Source organism: Staphylococcus epidermidis, from assembly GCF_006742205.1.
GTDB classification, from domain to species: Bacteria; Bacillota; Bacilli; order Staphylococcales; family Staphylococcaceae; genus Staphylococcus; species Staphylococcus epidermidis.
Genome location: NZ_AP019721.1, coordinates 1125794 through 1145740, shown reverse-complemented (window position 1 = coordinate 1145740; position 19947 = coordinate 1125794). Strand labels below are relative to the sequence as shown.

General features: G+C 31.5%; 14 protein-coding genes and 1 pseudogene. 1 reads left to right on the top strand and 14 read right to left on the bottom strand.

Annotated elements, in window-relative coordinates:
- Nucleotides 1–342 precede the first annotated feature (342 nt).
- The 12 genes and pseudogenes from dnaI to FNL83_RS05635 form a co-directional block, all read right to left on the bottom strand.
- Nucleotides 343–1263, bottom strand: a complete 921-nt coding sequence (dnaI, locus tag FNL83_RS05695) for a primosomal protein DnaI (protein WP_001830772.1) — start codon at nt 1261–1263, stop codon at nt 343–345.
- Nucleotides 1263–2633, bottom strand: coding sequence for a replicative helicase loading/DNA remodeling protein DnaB (locus FNL83_RS05690; protein WP_001830762.1), 1371 nt, complete (start codon nt 2631–2633; stop codon nt 1263–1265). The genes dnaI and FNL83_RS05690 overlap by 1 nt, the downstream gene beginning before the upstream one ends.
- Nucleotides 2634–3104, bottom strand: coding sequence for a transcriptional regulator NrdR (gene nrdR, locus FNL83_RS05685; protein WP_001830825.1), 471 nt, complete (start codon nt 3102–3104; stop codon nt 2634–2636).
- 519 nt (nt 3105–3623) lie between these two features.
- A complete protein-coding gene (gene gap / locus FNL83_RS05675) occupies nt 3624–4649 on the bottom strand; it encodes a type I glyceraldehyde-3-phosphate dehydrogenase (protein ID WP_002440179.1) in 1026 nt (341 codons plus the stop codon).
- Between the two features lie 105 nt (nt 4650–4754).
- A pseudogene (locus tag FNL83_RS05670) lies at nt 4755–5138 on the bottom strand (transposase); the annotation flags it as partial.
- Between the two features lie 354 nt (nt 5139–5492).
- Entirely contained in the window at nt 5493–6104 is a 612-nt protein-coding gene (gene coaE, locus FNL83_RS05665) for a dephospho-CoA kinase (RefSeq protein WP_002485286.1), read from the bottom strand.
- Nucleotides 6105–6119: 15 nt separating this feature from the next.
- The gene (gene mutM / locus FNL83_RS05660; RefSeq protein ID WP_001830823.1) at nt 6120–6992 is read right to left on the bottom strand and encodes a bifunctional DNA-formamidopyrimidine glycosylase/DNA-(apurinic or apyrimidinic site) lyase; all 873 of its coding nucleotides are present in this window, start codon (nt 6990–6992) and stop codon (nt 6120–6122) included.
- Between the two features lie 15 nt (nt 6993–7007).
- Nucleotides 7008–9638: a DNA polymerase I gene (gene polA, locus FNL83_RS05655; protein ID WP_002470417.1), complete on the bottom strand. Its 2631-nt coding sequence runs from the start codon at nt 9636–9638 to the stop codon at nt 7008–7010.
- A gap of 294 nt (nt 9639–9932) precedes the next feature.
- Nucleotides 9933–11630: a two-component system histidine kinase PnpS gene (gene pnpS, locus FNL83_RS05650; RefSeq protein WP_001830867.1), complete on the bottom strand. Its 1698-nt coding sequence runs from the start codon at nt 11628–11630 to the stop codon at nt 9933–9935.
- Nucleotides 11630–12340, bottom strand: coding sequence for a response regulator transcription factor (locus tag FNL83_RS05645; RefSeq protein WP_001830897.1), 711 nt, complete (start codon nt 12338–12340; stop codon nt 11630–11632). Before FNL83_RS05645 ends, pnpS begins: the two co-directional genes overlap by 1 nt.
- A gap of 315 nt (nt 12341–12655) precedes the next feature.
- Nucleotides 12656–13924 (bottom strand): NADP-dependent isocitrate dehydrogenase, encoded by a 1269-nt coding sequence (gene icd / locus FNL83_RS05640; RefSeq protein ID WP_001830826.1) that lies wholly within the window; start codon nt 13922–13924, stop codon nt 12656–12658.
- A 42-nt stretch (nt 13925–13966) separates the two neighbouring features.
- Nucleotides 13967–15088, bottom strand: coding sequence for a citrate synthase (locus FNL83_RS05635; protein ID WP_142191177.1), 1122 nt, complete (start codon nt 15086–15088; stop codon nt 13967–13969).
- 347 nt (nt 15089–15435) lie between these two features.
- On the opposite strand from FNL83_RS05635, the gene FNL83_RS05630 reads away from it, so the two are divergent.
- Entirely contained in the window at nt 15436–16794 is a 1359-nt protein-coding gene (locus FNL83_RS05630) for an amino acid permease (protein WP_002486314.1), read from the top strand.
- Between the two features lie 380 nt (nt 16795–17174).
- Here the strand turns inward: FNL83_RS05630 and pyk are convergent, their stop codons facing one another.
- Both pyk and pfkA read right to left on the bottom strand, forming a co-directional pair.
- On the bottom strand, nt 17175–18932 hold the full coding sequence (gene pyk / locus FNL83_RS05625) for a pyruvate kinase (protein WP_001830831.1): 1758 nt from the start codon (nt 18930–18932) through the stop codon (nt 17175–17177).
- A 23-nt stretch (nt 18933–18955) separates the two neighbouring features.
- On the bottom strand, nt 18956–19924 hold the full coding sequence (pfkA, locus tag FNL83_RS05620; protein WP_002440192.1) for a 6-phosphofructokinase: 969 nt from the start codon (nt 19922–19924) through the stop codon (nt 18956–18958).
- Nucleotides 19925–19947 lie beyond the last annotated feature (23 nt).

The following is a 19947-nucleotide window of genomic DNA, read 5'->3' as shown; positions in this document are numbered from 1 at the left end:
CCTATTTAATAAAACATCTGATCGTTGGCTTATTGAATAAATTAACTTTACTGAGCATAAAAAAACTCGTCCCTAGCAAGGGACGAGTTTGTCGTGGTACCACCCTAGTTAAGTATATGAAAAGCATACGTGACCAGTCATATACTATACTTTACATAAGATAACGGTCTTGAGCCGGATATTCATTACAAATATCAATATTAACGAAGTAGTAATAATTTAATGTGTTAGCCATATTCTCATCAATTAATGACTTTCTGTGTAACAGAGATTAAATTATCGTATCTTCAATAGTTTCAACGATTAAGATTTATCTCTATTATACACCACATACTATAAAATTCAATTGTTTCTAAAATTTTTACCAGTCAAATAATAAGGTGTCGATAAAGTCTTAATTCTTTCAATAATTCGTGCTGCTTTAGTCTTTTCAGTGCCATCTCTAGTTATTGAAAGATGATGCTCAAGCTCACTATAATTAAAGTTAGAACTAAAAAATGTAGGAAGTTCATGTACCATTCTATAATGTAATAAAGGACCAATCACTTCATCTCTTACCCACGGTGTGACTTCTTCTGCGCCAATATCATCTAACATCAAAATATTAGCTTCTCGCACACGTTGTAATTTTTTCTCAAAACTACCGTCTTTAAAGCCACCTTTTAAAGTGCGAATAAATTCTGGTAAATATACAATTGTTGATGAAATCTTTTGCGATTTAAGTTGATTTGCAATAGCACCCAATATGAATGATTTTCCTGTACCAAAAGGACCATATAAATATAACCCCTTTACTTTTTCATCGTTAGTAATTGCTGTACAGATTTGATCAGCTGCCATTGCTACATCAAGTCTCTCTCGATTATTCATATAAATATCTTTGAGCTTTGCATGAAGTGTATCTCTTTGCATATGGTGAGATGTAATAAGTTGTGAATCAAATCGTTCCTCATCATGTTTAATTTTACACGGGCAAGGTAGATATCTAATTTTGATTCTTTCATTTTCAATATATAGTTCAGGAACATGTCCTTTTACAAAATTCGGACAATCATCATAGCGATGTCCATCATAAACTTTTTGTTGATCTTTATACTCTTGAAGAACATTTAAATCTTCGTCTATCATCTCATTAGTTATATTACTACGATTTTTCTCAAGAAAATGTTTAACGTCAGTATCATTGATTACATTTTGTTTTATTTTTTGTATACGTTTATCTAGATTTTGAGAATCGCCCATGATATTTCTGAAACTTTTCATTAGTTATCTTCCTCCTTCCACTTTTGATTTAACTTTTCAAGAAATGCTTGTCGATCTTCTTCGAGAGTGTCATCATTTATTTCTTTATTTTCTTCTTGATCGTCCCTATTTTGAAGCCATTTAGGTGTCTTTTCTTTGGATAAAAATTGATTTTGTCTTCCACGATTGTTCTGTCGTTTATCATTAGAATGTGTTTCGTAATTTTTAGGTTGATTAACTTGTAATGCATATTCATATGCTTGTTTGGCATTTGAAATACCAATTTTCTTCCAGTTGGAAGCAATTTCAAAAATATAAGATTTTGGCAACTTCATATCTTCTTTTAACATAACAAACTGTAAAAGTATATTGATTACACCAAAATTCATTTTTTCACGGTTAATCAATTCTTCTATCATACTTTTTTGCGACTGTGTAGGTTCCGAATCAGACCAACTTGCTAACATATCAATCGGACTTGTTTCATCTAGCAGTTGTAACCAATCATTTGTTGTATCTTCCGCTTGTCGATCTTTTTTTTCATCGTTAATTTTATTTGTTTGATGCTCTAATTTTGGTAATTGATTATCATGTTCAATCAGGTAATAAGTTCTAGCTTTCTTACGCATTTCTTCAAAAGATAATTGTTGTGCACTGGTAATGGAACTTAATATAACATTTTTCATACCATCTTCAGTAATTCCATAAAGTGTCGCAAGTTGTATAATCAAATTCTTAGCTTCTTTATCGATAATTTCATTACTAATAAAATGATGGTTCAACATCTGTCTCAACATTTCAAAATCAAAAGTTTCATTAGATAAATCTATACCATCATAGTGTTTGATTTGCTTTAAATTAATTTGATCAGAAACATTGACCTTTTTAGGTACGTTGAATACTTCTGTAAATTTTCTAGTTGTCTGTTGATATTTGCTTAAATCTTTCTCATCTTTTTCGAAATAAGATTTAAGTGCTTGATAACGTTTTTTATCAACCTCACTAAATAAAAATACTGATAACATAGGATCATTAAAAAATTGATAGGCTGTTGGAGGCTGAATTAACTCATAAACAAAGTGAGAGTACTTTTCTTCATGCCTTACAAATGTTTTAATCAATCCAATAGCCTCTAAATTGTCCATTTGCTCCCTGAAATCTAATAAGTTAATTTTTAGTTCATTCATGAATATATAATGCGTTAACCCGAGTTGTTGACTTTCATCTATGAATTGACTCATAAAATGATAGAGTCCAATTGATTCAACTCCGATTAAAGGGGTGAATAGTCGATTTAAAATATCTAAATGTTGTGAGGTGAATTCGAAATGTGTAATCACCTCAAATCCATCTTGTGGTTTTAGACCATATTCATAGGTTTGTAACCCCATCTATTTATCACTCCGTTTATTATCACTCAAGATACCTTGCATTGACTCTAAGAGTTGATCAACATCTTTGAATTCTTTATATACAGATGCAAATCTTACATAGGAAACTTGGTCAACATGCATTAACAAATTCATAACATGCTCTCCAATTTCTCTAGAAGAAATTTCAGTTTGTCCCTCATCTCTAAGTTGCCACTCCACTTTATTAGTTATGTCTTCAAGTTGTTGATAACGTACTGGTCGTTTCTCGCAAGATCTTACTAAACCATTTAATATTTTTTCTCTTAAAAATTGTTCTCTAGTCCCATCTTTCTTCACTACTATTAATGGACTAACTTCAATATGTTCAAATGTTGTAAAACGCGTTCCGCAATTTTCACATTCTCTTCTACGTCTAATCGCATTGGCCTCATCTGCATGTCTTGAATCAACCACTCTGGAATGTGTAGAATTACATTTTGGGCATTTCATATATGTCACCCTCCCAAGTTTAATCACCGTACATTATACTATAAAAGTACTGTGTAAAAAAGAAAGGTCAATTGCAACTATAAACGAAAGAATGTAATGATACATTGTTAATACCACTATGTGTAAAAAAGGAAAAATTGTCTTATAAATAAAGGTTTTAGAATGCTATGTTATTTATTAAAAATAATACATTTTAACGTGATTAACCATATTAAATGAATTTCAACCATTTAAATGTACTACACAATTTTATAAATACGACCAAAAGTACCATTATTAAATTATAATTTGAAAGATGATTCGTTAAAATCACCTCATTTCAAAATCATCTCAACTTGATTAATAAATAATGACTATGGATCATTTTTTTATAAAGAAAGTATCTAGAAATATGTCTAAAGCTAATTGGTTATCTATAATAACATCAATGGTGCTTCAACTTTGTTTAGGGCTATTTGTATATAAATAAACCTGAGATAATATGGCTATCTCAGGTTTAGTGTAAGTATAAATATTTAATTAAATGGCTTTTACCATTGCTTTATCATCAATTAATTGTCCAATTTTGTCAGCTACTTCAACAACTCTATTCGAATAACCCCATTCATTATCATACCAAGCGATAACTTTCACCTTATTTTGTCCCATAACCATCGTAGATTGAGAATCAATAATTGCTGAATGAGGATTTGTGTTAAAGTCTACAGAAACTAAAGGAGCTTCTTCAACATCAAGAACACCTGATAAATCGGCATTTTTAAATGCATCATTAACTTGTGTAACTGTAACATTCTGTTCTAAATCAACAACTAAATCAACGAGAGAGACATTTTTTGTTGGTACTCTTAAAGCCATTCCATGAAGTTTACCTTCAACTTCAGGCAATACTTCTTTAAGTGCTTTAGCAGCACCTGTTGACGTTGGAATAATACTTTCATTACAAGAACGTGCTCTTCTTAAATCTTTGTGTGGATTATCAATATTTTTTTGATCATTTGTTATTGCATGAACAGTTGTCATCAGACCATTTATGATTCCAAATTTATCATTGAGGACTTTTGCAACTGGTCCGATACAATTAGTAGTACAAGATGCATTACTAAAAATATCGTATGTATCAATATCAAGTTGATTATCATTGACTCCTTTAACAATCATTTGAACGTCTCCACCTTTAGACGGTCCAGTGAGTAATACCTTTTTAGCACCTGCATTAATATGAGCAACTGCTTTATCTCCGTGATTAAATTTACCTGTCGCTTCTATAACAACATCAATATCCATCTCATTCCATGGTAAATTTTCTGGATTGCGATCAGAAAGTAATTTAATTTCATGTCCATTCACTTTAATACCACTTTCAATCGGTTCAACTTTTTTATCATAAACTCCATGCGTCGTATCATAATTAAGTAAATGTGCAATTGTTTCAGGTGGATAACTAGCGTTAATCGCTTTAACATTTAAATTTTTATTATTTAGTGCTATTCGTAACACCATTCTACCTATTCTACCCATACCGTTAATTGCAATATTCGTTGCCATTCAAAGCACCCCTTGTTTTATATGTTATACTTTATGGAAATAGTATAACATATTAATTTTTAAATGAAAGCGTTTACTGATAAATTTATCTATAAATATAAATTAAGCTTTATCATTTATAAGATTTTGATTCAAACATTGACTATGGAATTGAATAAATAAGGATTCTAATAAAACATCTACTTTTGGATTTACTCTATATCGATTAATCATTTTATAAGAAGGGTTTAGAATTTGTGAAAACCACATCATTCGAATAGTATCATTAAGAAATTTTTTCTACCAGAAAATACTGATTGTGTGTAAGCATATAACACTACTTTCAACATCATATTGGGATGCTATAATGTTGCGCAACAATGCTGTCTGAATTCAGTACCTGGAATTTTTTACAATATCATTCACATATTGTGACATATCATGTGTGGGAATATGTACTGAAGTTTCCTTTGGTAAAGTAAGTTGAGTCATATTATAATCTTTATGCATAAGGTACCTCGTTAATTTAATTTAGTGGTATTTGTTAAATTATACGAAAAAGCCTTATTTTTAAAAGTATTTCAATGTAAAGGCAAAGTGTTATGACGAGACTCTTGAAGACGCAGAATAAGCTGAAGACTACAAGCTGAATCTGTCAACTAAGAAAGCGAACCAACAATACGAAGTATTATAAATAAAGAAGCCAGTAAATGAATTTATAAAAAACTCATTTACTGGCTATTTTGCTAGGAATTATGTCCCAGCTTTTTTGCCTCTAATTAGCGTTTAATATGTAATTATTTATAATACATACACTTTGTGATAACAAAATAAAAGCATTCTATACAATTTTCATTATATTTACTATTCACTCTCCGATTGAATATACCCTTCTTCTTCAAGTAATTTTTGTAAATTCTGTTTAAGTTCTAATTTATCACCTAGATTATCTATCACATGATTTGCCATCCTACTTTTTTTATCTATAGATATTTGACTATAAACACGTGCTTTAGCATCTTCTAATGATAAATTATTCCTCTCCATTAAACGATCGATTTGAATACTTTCAGATGTATAAACCACCCAAACTTCATCTACAGTATCTTGTAGTTCATTTTCGTACAACAATGGGATATCCATAATTACATGATATCCATGTTCTAGATAATTGTTTTTCTCTTGTTCCATTATCTCTCTTACAATAGGATGAACTATTTCATTAAGAGCCTCGCGTAAGTCAGGATGATTAAAAACTATCTCTCCTACATATTGACGATTCATCTCACCATTTTCGTCAATTGCTTCTTCCCCAAAAATCTCTTTAACTTGTTCAAGACCCTTAGAGCCTTTTTTAACTGCTTCGCGTGAAGCAATATCAGCATCTACGATTTTAAACCCATATGCTGTTAATAATTCTGAAACTGTTGATTTTCCAGTGGCAATACCACCAGTTATCCCAATCACTTTAGACATTATTTCACTCTTCCTTTATCTCTGACAGTTTGGGCAAAAATGACTATTTCTACCAGCTATCACTTTTGTTTCAATCGAATGACCACAAACCTTGCACTTTTTTTGTTTATATACATTTAAATGTAATTGCATTTGTCCAGTTTTACCATCTGCATGCCTATAATCTGAAATACTAGTACCTCCATATTTTATACCCTCTTCTAAAACTTCTCGAACATAATAAAAGAGGGATTTTCTTTCTTGTTTAGTGAGTGAATTAGTAATTTTATCCGGAGTAATACCAGCTCTGAATAAAGCTTCACAGGCATAGATATTTCCAGCTCCTGCTATAACACGATGATCAAGAATCGTTTGTTTTATTGGTTTATTCTTATATTTTTTCATTGTCAAACATTCTAAATAGTGTTCAAATGCCACCTCTTCAAATGGTTCTGGAGCGATTTCTAATAAAGATGGATAACTATCAAAATTGACTATATTTCTAATTTCTCCAAACCGTCTGATATCAGAATAGACTAATTTTTGTTTATTATCCAAATCGAAAATGACTTGCCAATGCTTTCGATAATTCGGTGTACTTATCTCATCAAGGTTATTAACAACAAAGAATCCGCCTGCCATACCTAAATGACTAACTAAGATTCTATCATCGTCATGATCCGCTATATAAAAAATAATGTACTTACTTCTTCTTTCAACTTTTTTTATAACATAACCTTCAGTAAGTTTTTTAAAAGTATCTAATTCCATACCTTTTATAATCGTCTCACGGTTATTATTCTTACCGTTAATTACATTTTTAGCAAAAGTTACTTTCTCTATTTTTGCACTTTTTATAAATGGCTCAATACCTCTTTTAACATGTTCAACTTCAGGTAGTTCAGGCATGATATTATCCTTTCTTTATTTAGCATCGTACCATGTTGCACCATAATTCGAATCTACTTTTAAAGGTACATCGAGCACTAATGCTTGTTCCATAATTTCTTCTACAAATTTACTAAAATCTTCTACTTCTGATTTTGGTATTTCAAATATGAGTTCATCATGAACTTGTAATAATAACTTAGCATGATATTTAGTTTCTTTAATCTTTTCACTGAATTTAACCATTGCTAATTTTATTATGTCAGCTGCACTACCTTGTATGGGTGTATTCATTGCTGTTCTTTCTGCAAAACTTCTTAAATTAAAGTTTCTACTTGTTATATCAGGAATGTATCGACGACGATGAAGTAGTGTTTCCACATAACCTTGTGCTTTTGCATCTTTAACAATGTCTGACATATATTGTTTTACACCTGGAAAACTAGCTAAATAATCATCAATAAATGCTTTTGCTTGTTTTCTAGTAATACCCAAGCTCTGACTCAATCCATAATCGCTGATACCATATACAATACCAAAGTTAACAGCTTTTGCTTGACGTCTCATTAAACTATCAACCTGGTCAGATTCAACATTAAATACTTTCATTGCTGTTGCAGTGTGAATATCATGTCCGTTTATAAATGCATGTTTTAAACTTTCATCTTGCGTAATATGAGCAAGTACACGTAACTCAATTTGTGAATAATCAGCAGATAAAATCACACTATCTTTAGAAGTTGGTTTAAAGGCCTTTCTAATCTTTCTTCCTTCTTCTAATCGTATAGGTATATTTTGTAAATTAGGATCTATACTTGATAATCTACCAGTTTGAGCAAGCGTTTGATTAAAACGTGTGTGAATTCTATGATCTTTGCTTATTACTTTTTGTAATCCCTCTACATACGTAGATTGCAACTTAGCAAGTTGTCTATATTCTAAAATATCATCTATAATAGGATGCTCACCTTGTAGTTTTTCTAATACGTCTACAGCTGTTGAATAGCCCGTTTTGGTCTTCTTAATGACAGGCAATTGTAATGTTTCAAATAAAACAACACCTAATTGCTTAGGAGAATTGATATTAAACGCTTCACCAGCCGACTCATGAATATTGGATATTAATACATCCAATTTTTTTTGAATTTCGAATTCCATTTCTTTCAAATCATTGATATCGGTATATATACCAATTTCTTCCATTTCACTTAAAATTCTTGCTAATGGTAATTCTAAATCTTTCAACAGTTCAATTTGATTATAATCTTCTAACTGTGATTTCATGGTTGGAGTTACAGCTGCTATAGCTTCTGTCACAGAGGCAATGTGTTCGTTTAGAATTGGTTCTTCAGGTATATGATGTTTCTTACCTTTCCCAAATATTGTAATATTATCTTTTACATAATTTTGTCCATATAAACTTACCACAGATTTAACGTCATCAATAGAACGTGATGGGTCAATAATATAGCTTGCTAACATAACATCAAATTCAATATTTTCTATATTAATCCCTAATCGATGAGCAGATACATAAGTTTTTTTTGCATCATAGACAATTTTAGTTGTATTTTTATCTTCAAGCCATTGAACTAAATGTTTATAATCCTTTACATCCTCAGCATTTATCACTACATGTTGATGATTTGTATAAAAACCAAACTTGAGAATAGTGTCTTTAAGATAATTAGTGCCTTCGAGTTCAAAATGTATTACCGCTTCGTTTAAATCATTCAAATCTACATTTTGAAAGTCTTGCTCAATTTCAAAAGTTTTATCTATGACTTCTTCATTCGTAGAGGATGTGTCTATATCTGCTAATAGTTGTTTAAATTCTAGCTTTTTAAATAGTTCAATTTTTTCTGTAGTGTCGTCTTGTAGAGTTAATTTTGTATCTTCTAATGATACTTCAATCGGACTGTGAACATTGATTGTTGCTAAATCTTTACTCATTAAGGCATCATCTTTACTATTGATGAGTTTTTCTTTTAATTTTTTTGCAGTGACCTCCTCAATATGTTCATAGACCCCTTCTACTGACTCAAATTGATTAAGTAATTTAATAGCCGTCTTTTCGCCGACACCAGCAACGCCAGGAATATTGTCAGAGGTATCCCCCATTAGACCTTTCATATCGATAATTTGTTTCGGCACTAAACCATTATATTTCTCTGCTATAAATTTAGGTGTATAATGATCAACGTCGGTAACACCTTTTTTTGTATAATATATTGTAACATTATCAGTGGCTAATTGAGTTAAGTCTCTATCACCTGTAATGATAATGGTTTCAAAATCTTCTTCATCAGCTTGTCTACTTAATGTTCCTATAATGTCATCAGCTTCATAATTATCAAGTTCATATCTTTTAATATGATACGCATCTAAAAGTTGACGAATATATGGAAATTGCTCACTTAATTCAGGTGGAGTCTTTTGACGACCACCTTTATATTCACTGTACTTAGAATGTCTGAAAGTCGTTTTACCTGCATCAAATGCAACTAAAAAATGATTCGGTTTTTCTTCTTTAATTATTTTTTCTAAGAGCATAGCAAAGCCGTAAACTGCATTTGTATGAATACCTGCATGGTTTGAAAGTAAAGGGAGAGCATAAAACGCTCTAAAGCTTAGACTATTACCATCTATTAATACTAATTTATTCAAAATACGTAACCTCCAGAACAGATTTACATATATTTTAGCATATATACAAATACATAACGAGTAAGCGAGTTTAGTATTCACTACGCATTAGCTATTACTAATATTTAACTTATAAATGCTAAAGAAATATTAAGTTAAATGTTTCTTAAAAAATTTCCACTCATCTTATGTCTGTCAATGACAAGATGTATTTTGATTTTAATTAATAGCATAAGTCTTAACATTATATTTCTAAATAATCACTACAACAAAGGACACCACATTGTCTGTACCGACAATGTAGTGCCCTCAAATTTAATTATCATTAAATAGAACTTTGAATATCGAACCTTTGCCAGGTGCACTTTTCACGTCTATTCTACCATTATGTGCTTCAACAATATGTTTTGTTATAGACAGACCAAGTCCTGTACCACCTGAATCTCTACTTCTCGCTTTATCTACACGATAGAAACGTTCAAATATACGCTTTTGATCTGTTTCACTTATACCAATACCATAATCTTGAATCTCTAAATAAACTTTATTGTCATTTCTATATACTCTTACTATTACCTTATTATCTTCTGAAGAATAATTTATAGCATTTGATAGCAAATTAGTAATAACTTGCGCTATTTTATTTTCATGTGCCTCAATGATGACATCTTTTTCAATTTCAGATTGTATTTTGATTCTCTTATTGTATGCTTGTGTTTGCAAATTATCTATTATATTAATAGCTAATTCAGATAAATTCATGTAATTTATTTCAAGTTCTTTTTGCTGTTCTATATGTGATAAATCTAATAAGTCTGTAACCAATGACTCTATTCTATTAGATTCTTTTAAAATAATATTTAAAAACATATCAAGCGATTGTTCATCATTTTTAGCACCTTCAATCAGAGTTTCTGCAAAACCTTTGATTGAAGTAATCGGTGTTTTTAGTTCATGTGACACATTTGCAACAAATTCCCTTCTAAGGTTTTCTAATTTCTGCAAATTAGTAATGTCATGAAGCACAACCACCATACCTTGTAAATTTTTTTTAGATTTAGTTAAAATGGGGATACAAGATACATCGAAATATTTAGTATGTACGTTATTAATAGCAACTTCTAATTGTTCATAGATAACTTTTTCAGTTCTAAAACTTTCAATAATTAATTTTTCAATACTATCATCTATGAAACCAATGTAACTTTTATTTTCTACCATTTGATCAGGGTTAAACACCTGATAATAAGCATGATTAGCAACTACAATTTCTCCATGTTTATCAATCATCAGTACTGAACTCGGTATATTTTCTAAGGTAGTTTTTAATCTATTGGATTGAATTTTTTGACTATTGTTTAATTTTTGCAATCGTCGTGCTAAGTCATTTGTAGTCACAAATAATGCCCTAGTTTCCTTCACATTACTTTCTGGAACACGAACATGGTAATATCCATCTGCTAGAAGTGATGTAGCATAAGTTACTTCATTGATAGGTCTAATATATGTTCGATTGATACTTCTACTTGCTAAATAGACCGTAAATAATACAATGACTCCAACAATAGACAAGTATTTCCATAAATCCTTTTGTAAATCAATAATTTCATTATTAATTCCACTTATGTATATTGTTTTATCATCTATTGTATTCTTATAGGTGTAACGCATACCGAGTTTTGTGTTTTTATTGATTAATTTCGAAGGATTAGCTTCATTATCAATTCTATGGTCAATATCTTTAATATTTCCACTTGAGTAAATAATTTTATCTTTATCTTTTTCTTTTATTAATATGATATTTTTTTCATTATGAGCTATATTAGTGATTTCTTTCTCTTTATTATTATTAAAGAGATTAACATAATTACGGGCTTCACTATCTAAGCTTTTAATTTGATTACTAGTTAATGTTTGATAAATTGTGTTGTGAATGATAGCGCCTAAACCAATAAAACTAATGATTGTAATAGTACTAATTAATAGTAATAAACGCAAATGGAACTTCAACATTAAGCTTTAGGTCTCTCCAGTTTATAACCTAAACCACGTACAGTCTTTATCAATTTAGGTTGCTTAGGATTTTCTTCCAATTTATCTCTTAAGTGGCTTATATGTACATCAACAATTCGAGAATCTCCAGCGAATTCATAATTCCACACTGAATTCAACATATGTTCTCGAGTAATAACTCTTCCTTGTCTTTCAATTAAATATAATAACAATTCAAATTCTTTTGGCGTCAATTCTAATAATTCATCTTCTTTATAGACTTCAAAGAATTCAGGTCGAATTCTAATTGAACCAATGATAATATCTTCATCATCAACATCTTCCTTCTCAATTTCATTTACAAATTGAGAACGTCTTAATATTGCTTTAACTCTGGCAACTACCTCTCTAGGTGAAAATGGTTTTGTCATATAGTCATCAGCACCTAGTTCAAGCCCTAAAACTCGATCAAATTCATCGTCCTTTGCTGTCAACATTAAAATCGGTACTAAATTTTTATCAGACCTGATTGTTTTACATACTTCTATACCATCTTTTTTTGGCAACATAACGTCTAATACAATTAGTTCCGGTTGTTCTGTTTCAACTTTTTTCAATGCCTCTTCACCATCATAAGCGACTTCGACTATATACCCTGCTGTTTCTAAATTATATTTTAGTAAGGTCACGATGGATTGCTCATCATCAACCACTAATATTTTTTGTGACATAGTGTGCCTCCTAATCTTTTTATACATTTATATTATAACTGATATTCAAATAGAAATAATATAGCTACACATCAAATTTACATAATCTTAATAAAAGTTATAAATTTACCCTTAACAATTATACGAAATAGTAACTTCAATATATATTTTCTTAAAGGAAACTTTAATAAAAGAAATATGAAATTTAAGCAGAGTGAATGTTCAAGATAAGATAGAAATAGGTTTATTTTAAATTTATTGTTAATAAAAAAACCTGAGACACTAATATTTTATGTCTCAGGTTCTTTGAAATTTTTATAAAAAGTTATTAAAAAATTATCTAATATTCTTAATTAGTTCATCAGCAAAATCAGATGTTGAAACTTCTTTTGCACCATCCATAAGACGCGCAAAATCATATGTTACGATTTTTGAAGCAATTGTTGCCTCAATAGAGTCAGTGATTTTATCTGCGGCTTCTTGCCAACCTAAATGTTCAAGCATTAAAACTGAACTTAAAATTTCTGATGACGGATTAACCTTATTTAAACCAGCATATTTAGGTGCAGTACCATGTGTTGCTTCAAAAATAGCATGTCCAGTTTCATAGTTAATGTTAGCACCAGGCGCAATACCAATGCCTCCAACTTGAGCTGCAAGAGCATCAGAGATATAGTCACCATTTAAATTCATAGTTGCCACAACATCATGTTCAGCTGGACGAGTTAATATTTGTTGTAAGAAGATATCAGCAATAGAGTCTTTAATAATAATTTTACCTTCTTGTTCAGCTTTACTTTGTGCTTCATTCGCAGCATCTTTACCCTTTTGTTCAACAATTTCATCATATTGTTGCCATGTAAACACTTTATCACCAAATTCATTATGAGCTAAATCATAGCCCCACTGCTTAAATGAACCTTCAGTAAATTTCATAATATTACCTTTATGAACTAAAGTTACTGATTTACGATTATTATCAAGTGCATATTGAATAGCTGCTCTTACTAGACGTTCTGTACCTTCTTTAGATACTGGCTTTATACCAATACCAGAAGTTTCAGGGAAACGAATATTAGTTGCTCCCATTTCATTTTGTAAGAAATCTATAACTTTTTTTACTTCTGATGTACCTTGTTTAAATTCTATCCCTGCATATATATCTTCGGTATTTTCACGGAAAATAACCATATCAACATCTTCAGGTCGCTTAACTGGTGAAGGAACGCCTTTGAACCAACGTACCGGACGTAAACAAGTGAATAAATCTAACTCTTGTCTCAGTGCTACGTTTAATGAACGAATTCCACCACCAATTGGAGTTGTTAAAGGACCTTTAACAGCAATTAAATATTCTTTGATTGTTTCTAACGTTTCTTGTGGCAACCATTCTCCAGTTTCATCATAAGCTTTTTGACCTGCTAAGACTTCTTTCCATTCTATACGTTTTTCTCCATTATACGCTTTTTCAACAGCAGCATCGATTACTCGGCTAGCTGCTTTCCAAATATCTGGTCCAATACCATCACCAATAATAAACGGAATAATAGGTTCATTAGGTACATTTAAACCATCTTTACTCTGTGTTATTTTTTCTGCAGACATACAATTAACCTCCATATTTTAAAGTTATAATACTAATTTATTTTATGGTCTTTCTTCAATAGGCACATATTTACGATTTTGTTCACCTATATATTTAGCTCTTGGTCGCATAATTCTATTGTCTCGATATTGCTCTAAAATATGAGCAATCCAGCCAGAAGTACGACTTACTGCAAATATTGGTGTGAATAAGTCATGTGGAATATTCATACTATGATAGACTGTAGCACTAAAGAAATCGACATTAGGAATAAGTCCTTTTTCTTCTTTCATTCTCTTCTCAATGGCTAATGACATTTCAAACAGTTCACTTTGCCCTGTTTCTTCAGTGATTTTACGGCTCATTTCTCTTAAATATTTAGCTCTTGGATCACCATCTTTATAAACACGATGACCAAAGCCCATAATTTTATCTTTATTTGCAAATCTTTCATCTAAATAGTGATCTACATTATCAATGCTTCCTATTTCTTTAAGCATTGACATCACTCGTTCATTTGCACCACCATGTAATGGTCCTTTTAATGAACCAATAGCTGCAACAACACCTGAATACATATCTGATAATGAAGATACTGCGCAACGTGCCGTAAATGCAGATGCGTTAAGTTCATGATCAGCATGTAAAATTAATGCCTTATTAAATGCTTCAACTTCAACTTCTGTTGGTAGTTCTCCCCTTAACATATATAAGAAATTTGCTGCATAACTAAGTTCAGAATTAGGTTTGACAGGTTCTTTACCGTCTCTAACTCTAGCGAAAGCCGTTACTAAAGAAGCGATTTTAGCTTGAATACGAATAGCTCTATCATATTTATTCTCATCAGATTCATTTTCCGCTTCTGGATCAAAATGAGCTACATATGATACTGATGTACGTAGAGCAGTCATTGGATGTACATGATCCGTCACATACTCCTCAAAGTGCTTGTATACTCTATTATTAAGAGTCATATAATCAAATAATTTTTCTTTTAATTCACTTAACTCATTTTCATTAGGAAGTCTATAATTCCATAGTAAAAAAATTATTTCTTCAAATTGCGCGTTTTCTGCGAGATCGTCAATATCATAGCCCGCATATGTTAACTGACTGTCAATTATCGAGCTAATTTTAGTTTCAGCTGCAATACCCCCTTCTAAACCTCTTTTTAATTCTGCCATGATAAATTTCCCCTTTACTGTTTCTTTATGAAATGGCTTTCAATAAATATTATAGCTAAATTCAAACAATTTGTGAAACATTAAAAACATTCTCATATCAGTACGAGAAAAATGTCTAGTCGCTACTTATAATATTTTCCTTCTAAAACCCTTAACAACTCTGGTTTTCCAATACTTATCTCGTCTAAGAAATCACAATTCTTTATGTCTTTTCGTTTAGTTATCAAGAATGATTAATAAATATTAATAATGATTATGGTGAATTTTCACACTTTTTTTCGAAAAGAATTGTATAAATTGCATTATAAGTGCATAATATATATATCTTATAGTAAGGGAGTTGTCTTATGGCTGAGAATTTACAAAGAGAATTGAGCAATAGACATGTTCAATTAATTGCCATCGGAGGTGCTATAGGAACTGGTCTGTTCCTAGGTGCCGGACAAACTATCGCAATGACTGGTCCCTCAATATTACTTACTTATATTATTATAGGGTTCATGTTATTTATGTTCATGCGTGGATTGGGAGAAATTATTATTCAAAATACGAATTTCAAATCTTTTGCTGACGTGACCAACACATATATAGGACCGTTCGCAGGATTTGTAACGGGTTGGACTTACTGGCTATGTTGGATTATTACTGGTATGGCTGAAGTGACTGCAGTTGCCAAATATATAAGTTTTTGGTTCCCAGACATACCTAATTGGATTAGTGCTTTATTCTGTGTACTTATTCTAATGTCTTTCAATTTATTAAGTGCAAAGTTGTTTGGTGAGCTTGAATTCTGGTTCGCAATCATTAAAATAGTTACAATCATTGCTTTAATCGTTATAGGTGTAATCATGATTTTATTCGCATTCAAGACACCATTTGGTAACACAAGTTTAACTCATTTGTATCAACATGGAATTTTTCCAAAAGGAGCTTCTGGATTCTTTATGTCATTCCAAATGGCATTGTTCTCATTTGTTGGTATTGAAATGATTGGTGTTACTGCAGGAGAGACAAAAGATCCAGAAAAAACTATACCTAAAGCTATCAATAGTGTACCTATTAGAATTTTAATCTTTTATGTTGGTGCATTAGCAGTCATCATGTCCATTATTCCATGGGATAAAGTAGATCCAGATAATAGTCCATTCGTTAGATTGTTTGCATTAATTGGTATACCGTTTGCAGCAGGAATAATTAATTTCGTTGTTTTAACAGCTGCTGCCTCTTCATGTAACAGCGGTATTTTCTCAAACAGCAGAATGCTTTATGGACTTTCAAACCAAAATCAAGCACCACCAACATTTGCTAGTACTAATAAACATGGTGTGCCACATAAAGCAATCATTGCATCATCAGCTTTATTGTTAATTGCAGCACTACTGAATTACATATTCCCTGATGCAACACTTGTATTTACTTATGTTACTACGATTTCTACAGTATTGTTTGTTGTGGTTTGGGCATTAATTATTATTGCTTATATTAACTATAGTCGTAAAAATCCAGAACTTCATAAGAAAGCGACATATAAACTACCAGGCGGTCAATACATGGGATACCTTATACTTATTTTCTTTGTTTTTGTATTTGCCTTGTTATTTATAAATGTTGATACAAGAAGAGCGATTTACTGCACGCCTATTTGGTTTATTTTATTAGGTTTAATGTACTTAAGATACAAAAAAGCTGATAAAGAAGCACGATAAAATTTACATCGACACTTAGTAATTTCTCATTACTAGTGTCGATTTTTTAATTCATCTGAGTGATATACTTTTCTTACTTTCTACTGATTAACGTCATCTAGAAGCCTCTAACCTTATCATGTCAATTTCTACAATCATTATCTTTCAATCAATCATTCTTTTATTACTTTTATTATTCAAATAAAGATGACATTTGGTGTTCTACTTTAAAATCAATAATTAGTGTTATAAAAGATTGATTTAATCATTTTTAATTTCAATAATCAACGCCCCTAAATAATAAGAGCCTGGAACATAAATCAATGTTCCAGGCTCTCTTATGAATAGCTTTAAAGCTTTGTGATTATCAAATCTTCTTTTTTAATTTATCATTTGTTAAATTAAAGGACGTTAGCATAACCTTCAAACACTTTACCTTGTGACGCATCTAAAGTCACTAACATATCATTTTTAATTTCTTTGGTTGCTTGTTCTACACCAACAACAGTAGGTATGCCTTTTTCTAAACCTATAATTGCGCTTGGTGAAGTAATACCATTTTCTTCTGTAATTAGACCTATAGCTTTTTCAACATATGGTACTAATGTTTCATCAACAGAATTTGTAATAATAACTTTATCAGATAAATCTTTACCTTCTAAATCACTAGCACTATCTGCGACAATTGCATGGCCTACAACAGATCCTCTACCAACACCTTGACCTTTAGCAATCTCATCACCTACTAAGTGGATTTTCATCATATTTGTAGTTCCTTTTTCTCCAGTAGGTACACCAGCAGTAATAATAATTAAATCTCCGTTTGAAACTCTACCAGTTTCTACTGCTGTTGCTACAGCATTATTTAGTAAAGCATCAGTTGTTTTACGTCCTTCTTTAACGACCGGATTTACTCCCCATACAATTGCACATTGTCTAGCAGTTTTTTCGCTAGGTGTTACAGCAATGATATCTGAATGTGGACGATATTTAGAAATCGTACGTGCTGTTGAACCACTTTCAGTTGCTGCTACAATAGCTTTTACATTTAAGTTTAAGGCAGTATGTGCAACAGAAACACCAATTGCATTTACTAATGAAGTTTCAACTAATTTAGTACGATCACTTAATAATTTTTTATAGTCTTGCGCTGCTTCAGCAGAAACTGCAATATTACGCATAGTTTTAACAGCTTCTTCAGGATATTGACCTGCTGCAGTTTCACCTGATAACATTACCGCGTCAGTACCATCGTATATTGCATTAGCTACGTCACTTGCTTCTGCACGTGTCGCACGTGGATTACGTTGCATAGAATCAAGCATTTGAGTCGCAGTAATTACAGGTTTTCCTAATTTATTACATTTTCTAATTAAATCTTTTTGAACCATTGGTACGCTTTCTGGTGGAATTTCAACACCCATATCACCACGTGCTACCATTAATCCATCAGATACTTCAAGAATTTCTTCAATATTATCGATACCTTCTTGGTTTTCGATTTTAGGGAAAATTGTTATTTCTGCTTTTTCTTCTTCAAGAATTTGACGGATATCTAAAACATCACTTGGACGTCTTACAAAACTTGCAGCTATAAAGTCTACATTTTCCTTTATACCAAATCTGATATCATCGGCATCTTTATCAGTGATACCAGGTAAATTAACTTTAACACCAGGTAAGTTAACACCTTTTTTATTTTTTAATTCACCAGTATTTAAGATATCACATTTAACTTCGCCTTTATCTTTGTTAATTTCTTTGACTTGAAGTTCAACTAAACCATCATCTAATAGTATATATGATCCAATATTGACATCATTGATTAGATTTTCATATGTTACAGAGAATTTTTCAGGTGTTCCTTCAACTTCATTCATACTGACAATGACTTCTTTGCCTTTTTCTAAAACAATAAGTCCATCTTTCATATTGTGCGTACGAATTTCTGGCCCTTTAGTATCCAATAACAAGCCAATTGTTTTATTTAAACGTTTAGCAACTTTACGAATTGTATCAATTCTTGCTTTATGTTCTTCATGACTACCATGTGAGAAATTTAAACGCGCAACGTTCATTCCTGCATTCATTAGTTTTTCGAGCATTTCCTCTGATTCTGAAGCTGGTCCTATTGTACATACAATTTTAGTCTTTCTCATTTTTATAATCCTCCCAAATAAATTTAAATTGATAATTCTTTTGCTAATTCATACATTTGACTATTAAATTTGCGATCACTTTCAGCAAAAATTTCATCAAACGGCGTAGAGGTTAATTGATTATTCCTAATGCCAACACCTTTAGCTGTCTCGCCTTGTTTTAATAGTTCAACAGCATATCCACCAAGTCGAGAAGCTAATACTCGATCAGCACCAGATGGGCTACCGCCACGTTGAATGTGACCTAACACTGAAACTCGTGTATCAATGTTAATATACTTCGTTAACTCATCTGCACATTCTTGGCCGCTCATACAACCTTCTGCAACCATAACGATAGAATGTTTTTTCCCTCTTTTAATACCCTGTTCAATCTTTTCAGCTACATCCTTAATATCTGTATTGACTTCTGGTAAAACAATCGTTTCAGCACCTACAGATAATCCAGCCCATAAAGCTAAATCTCCACAATCACGCCCCATAACTTCAACAATAAACGTTCTTGCGTGACTTGATGCCGTATCTCTAATCTTATCGACTGATTCAATAATAGTGTTTAATGCAGTATCAAAACCAATTGTAAAATCTGTACCATTAATATCATTATCAATTGTACCAGGAATACCAATTGTTTGAATTTCTTTACATTCCTCACTAATTCGTTGTGCCCCTCTATAGCTGCCATCTCCTCCAATAACAACTAAACCTTCGATACCACGCTTACGTAAATTCTCAATAGCTTTCTTACGTACATCCTCTTCTTTGAACTGAGGGCACCTTGCGGAAAAGAGGAAAGTTCCTCCTCGTTGAATTGTATCCCCTACTGAACCCAATTCAAGCTTATGAATATCATCATCAAGTAAACCTTGGTAACCTTGATAAACACCATAAACTTCAATATTATTGTAAATTGCTGTCCGAGTCACTGCACGAACAGCAGCGTTCATACCCGGAGAATCTCCTCCGCTAGTTAAAACTGCAATCTTCTTCATGACGACATACCTTTCCTTAACTA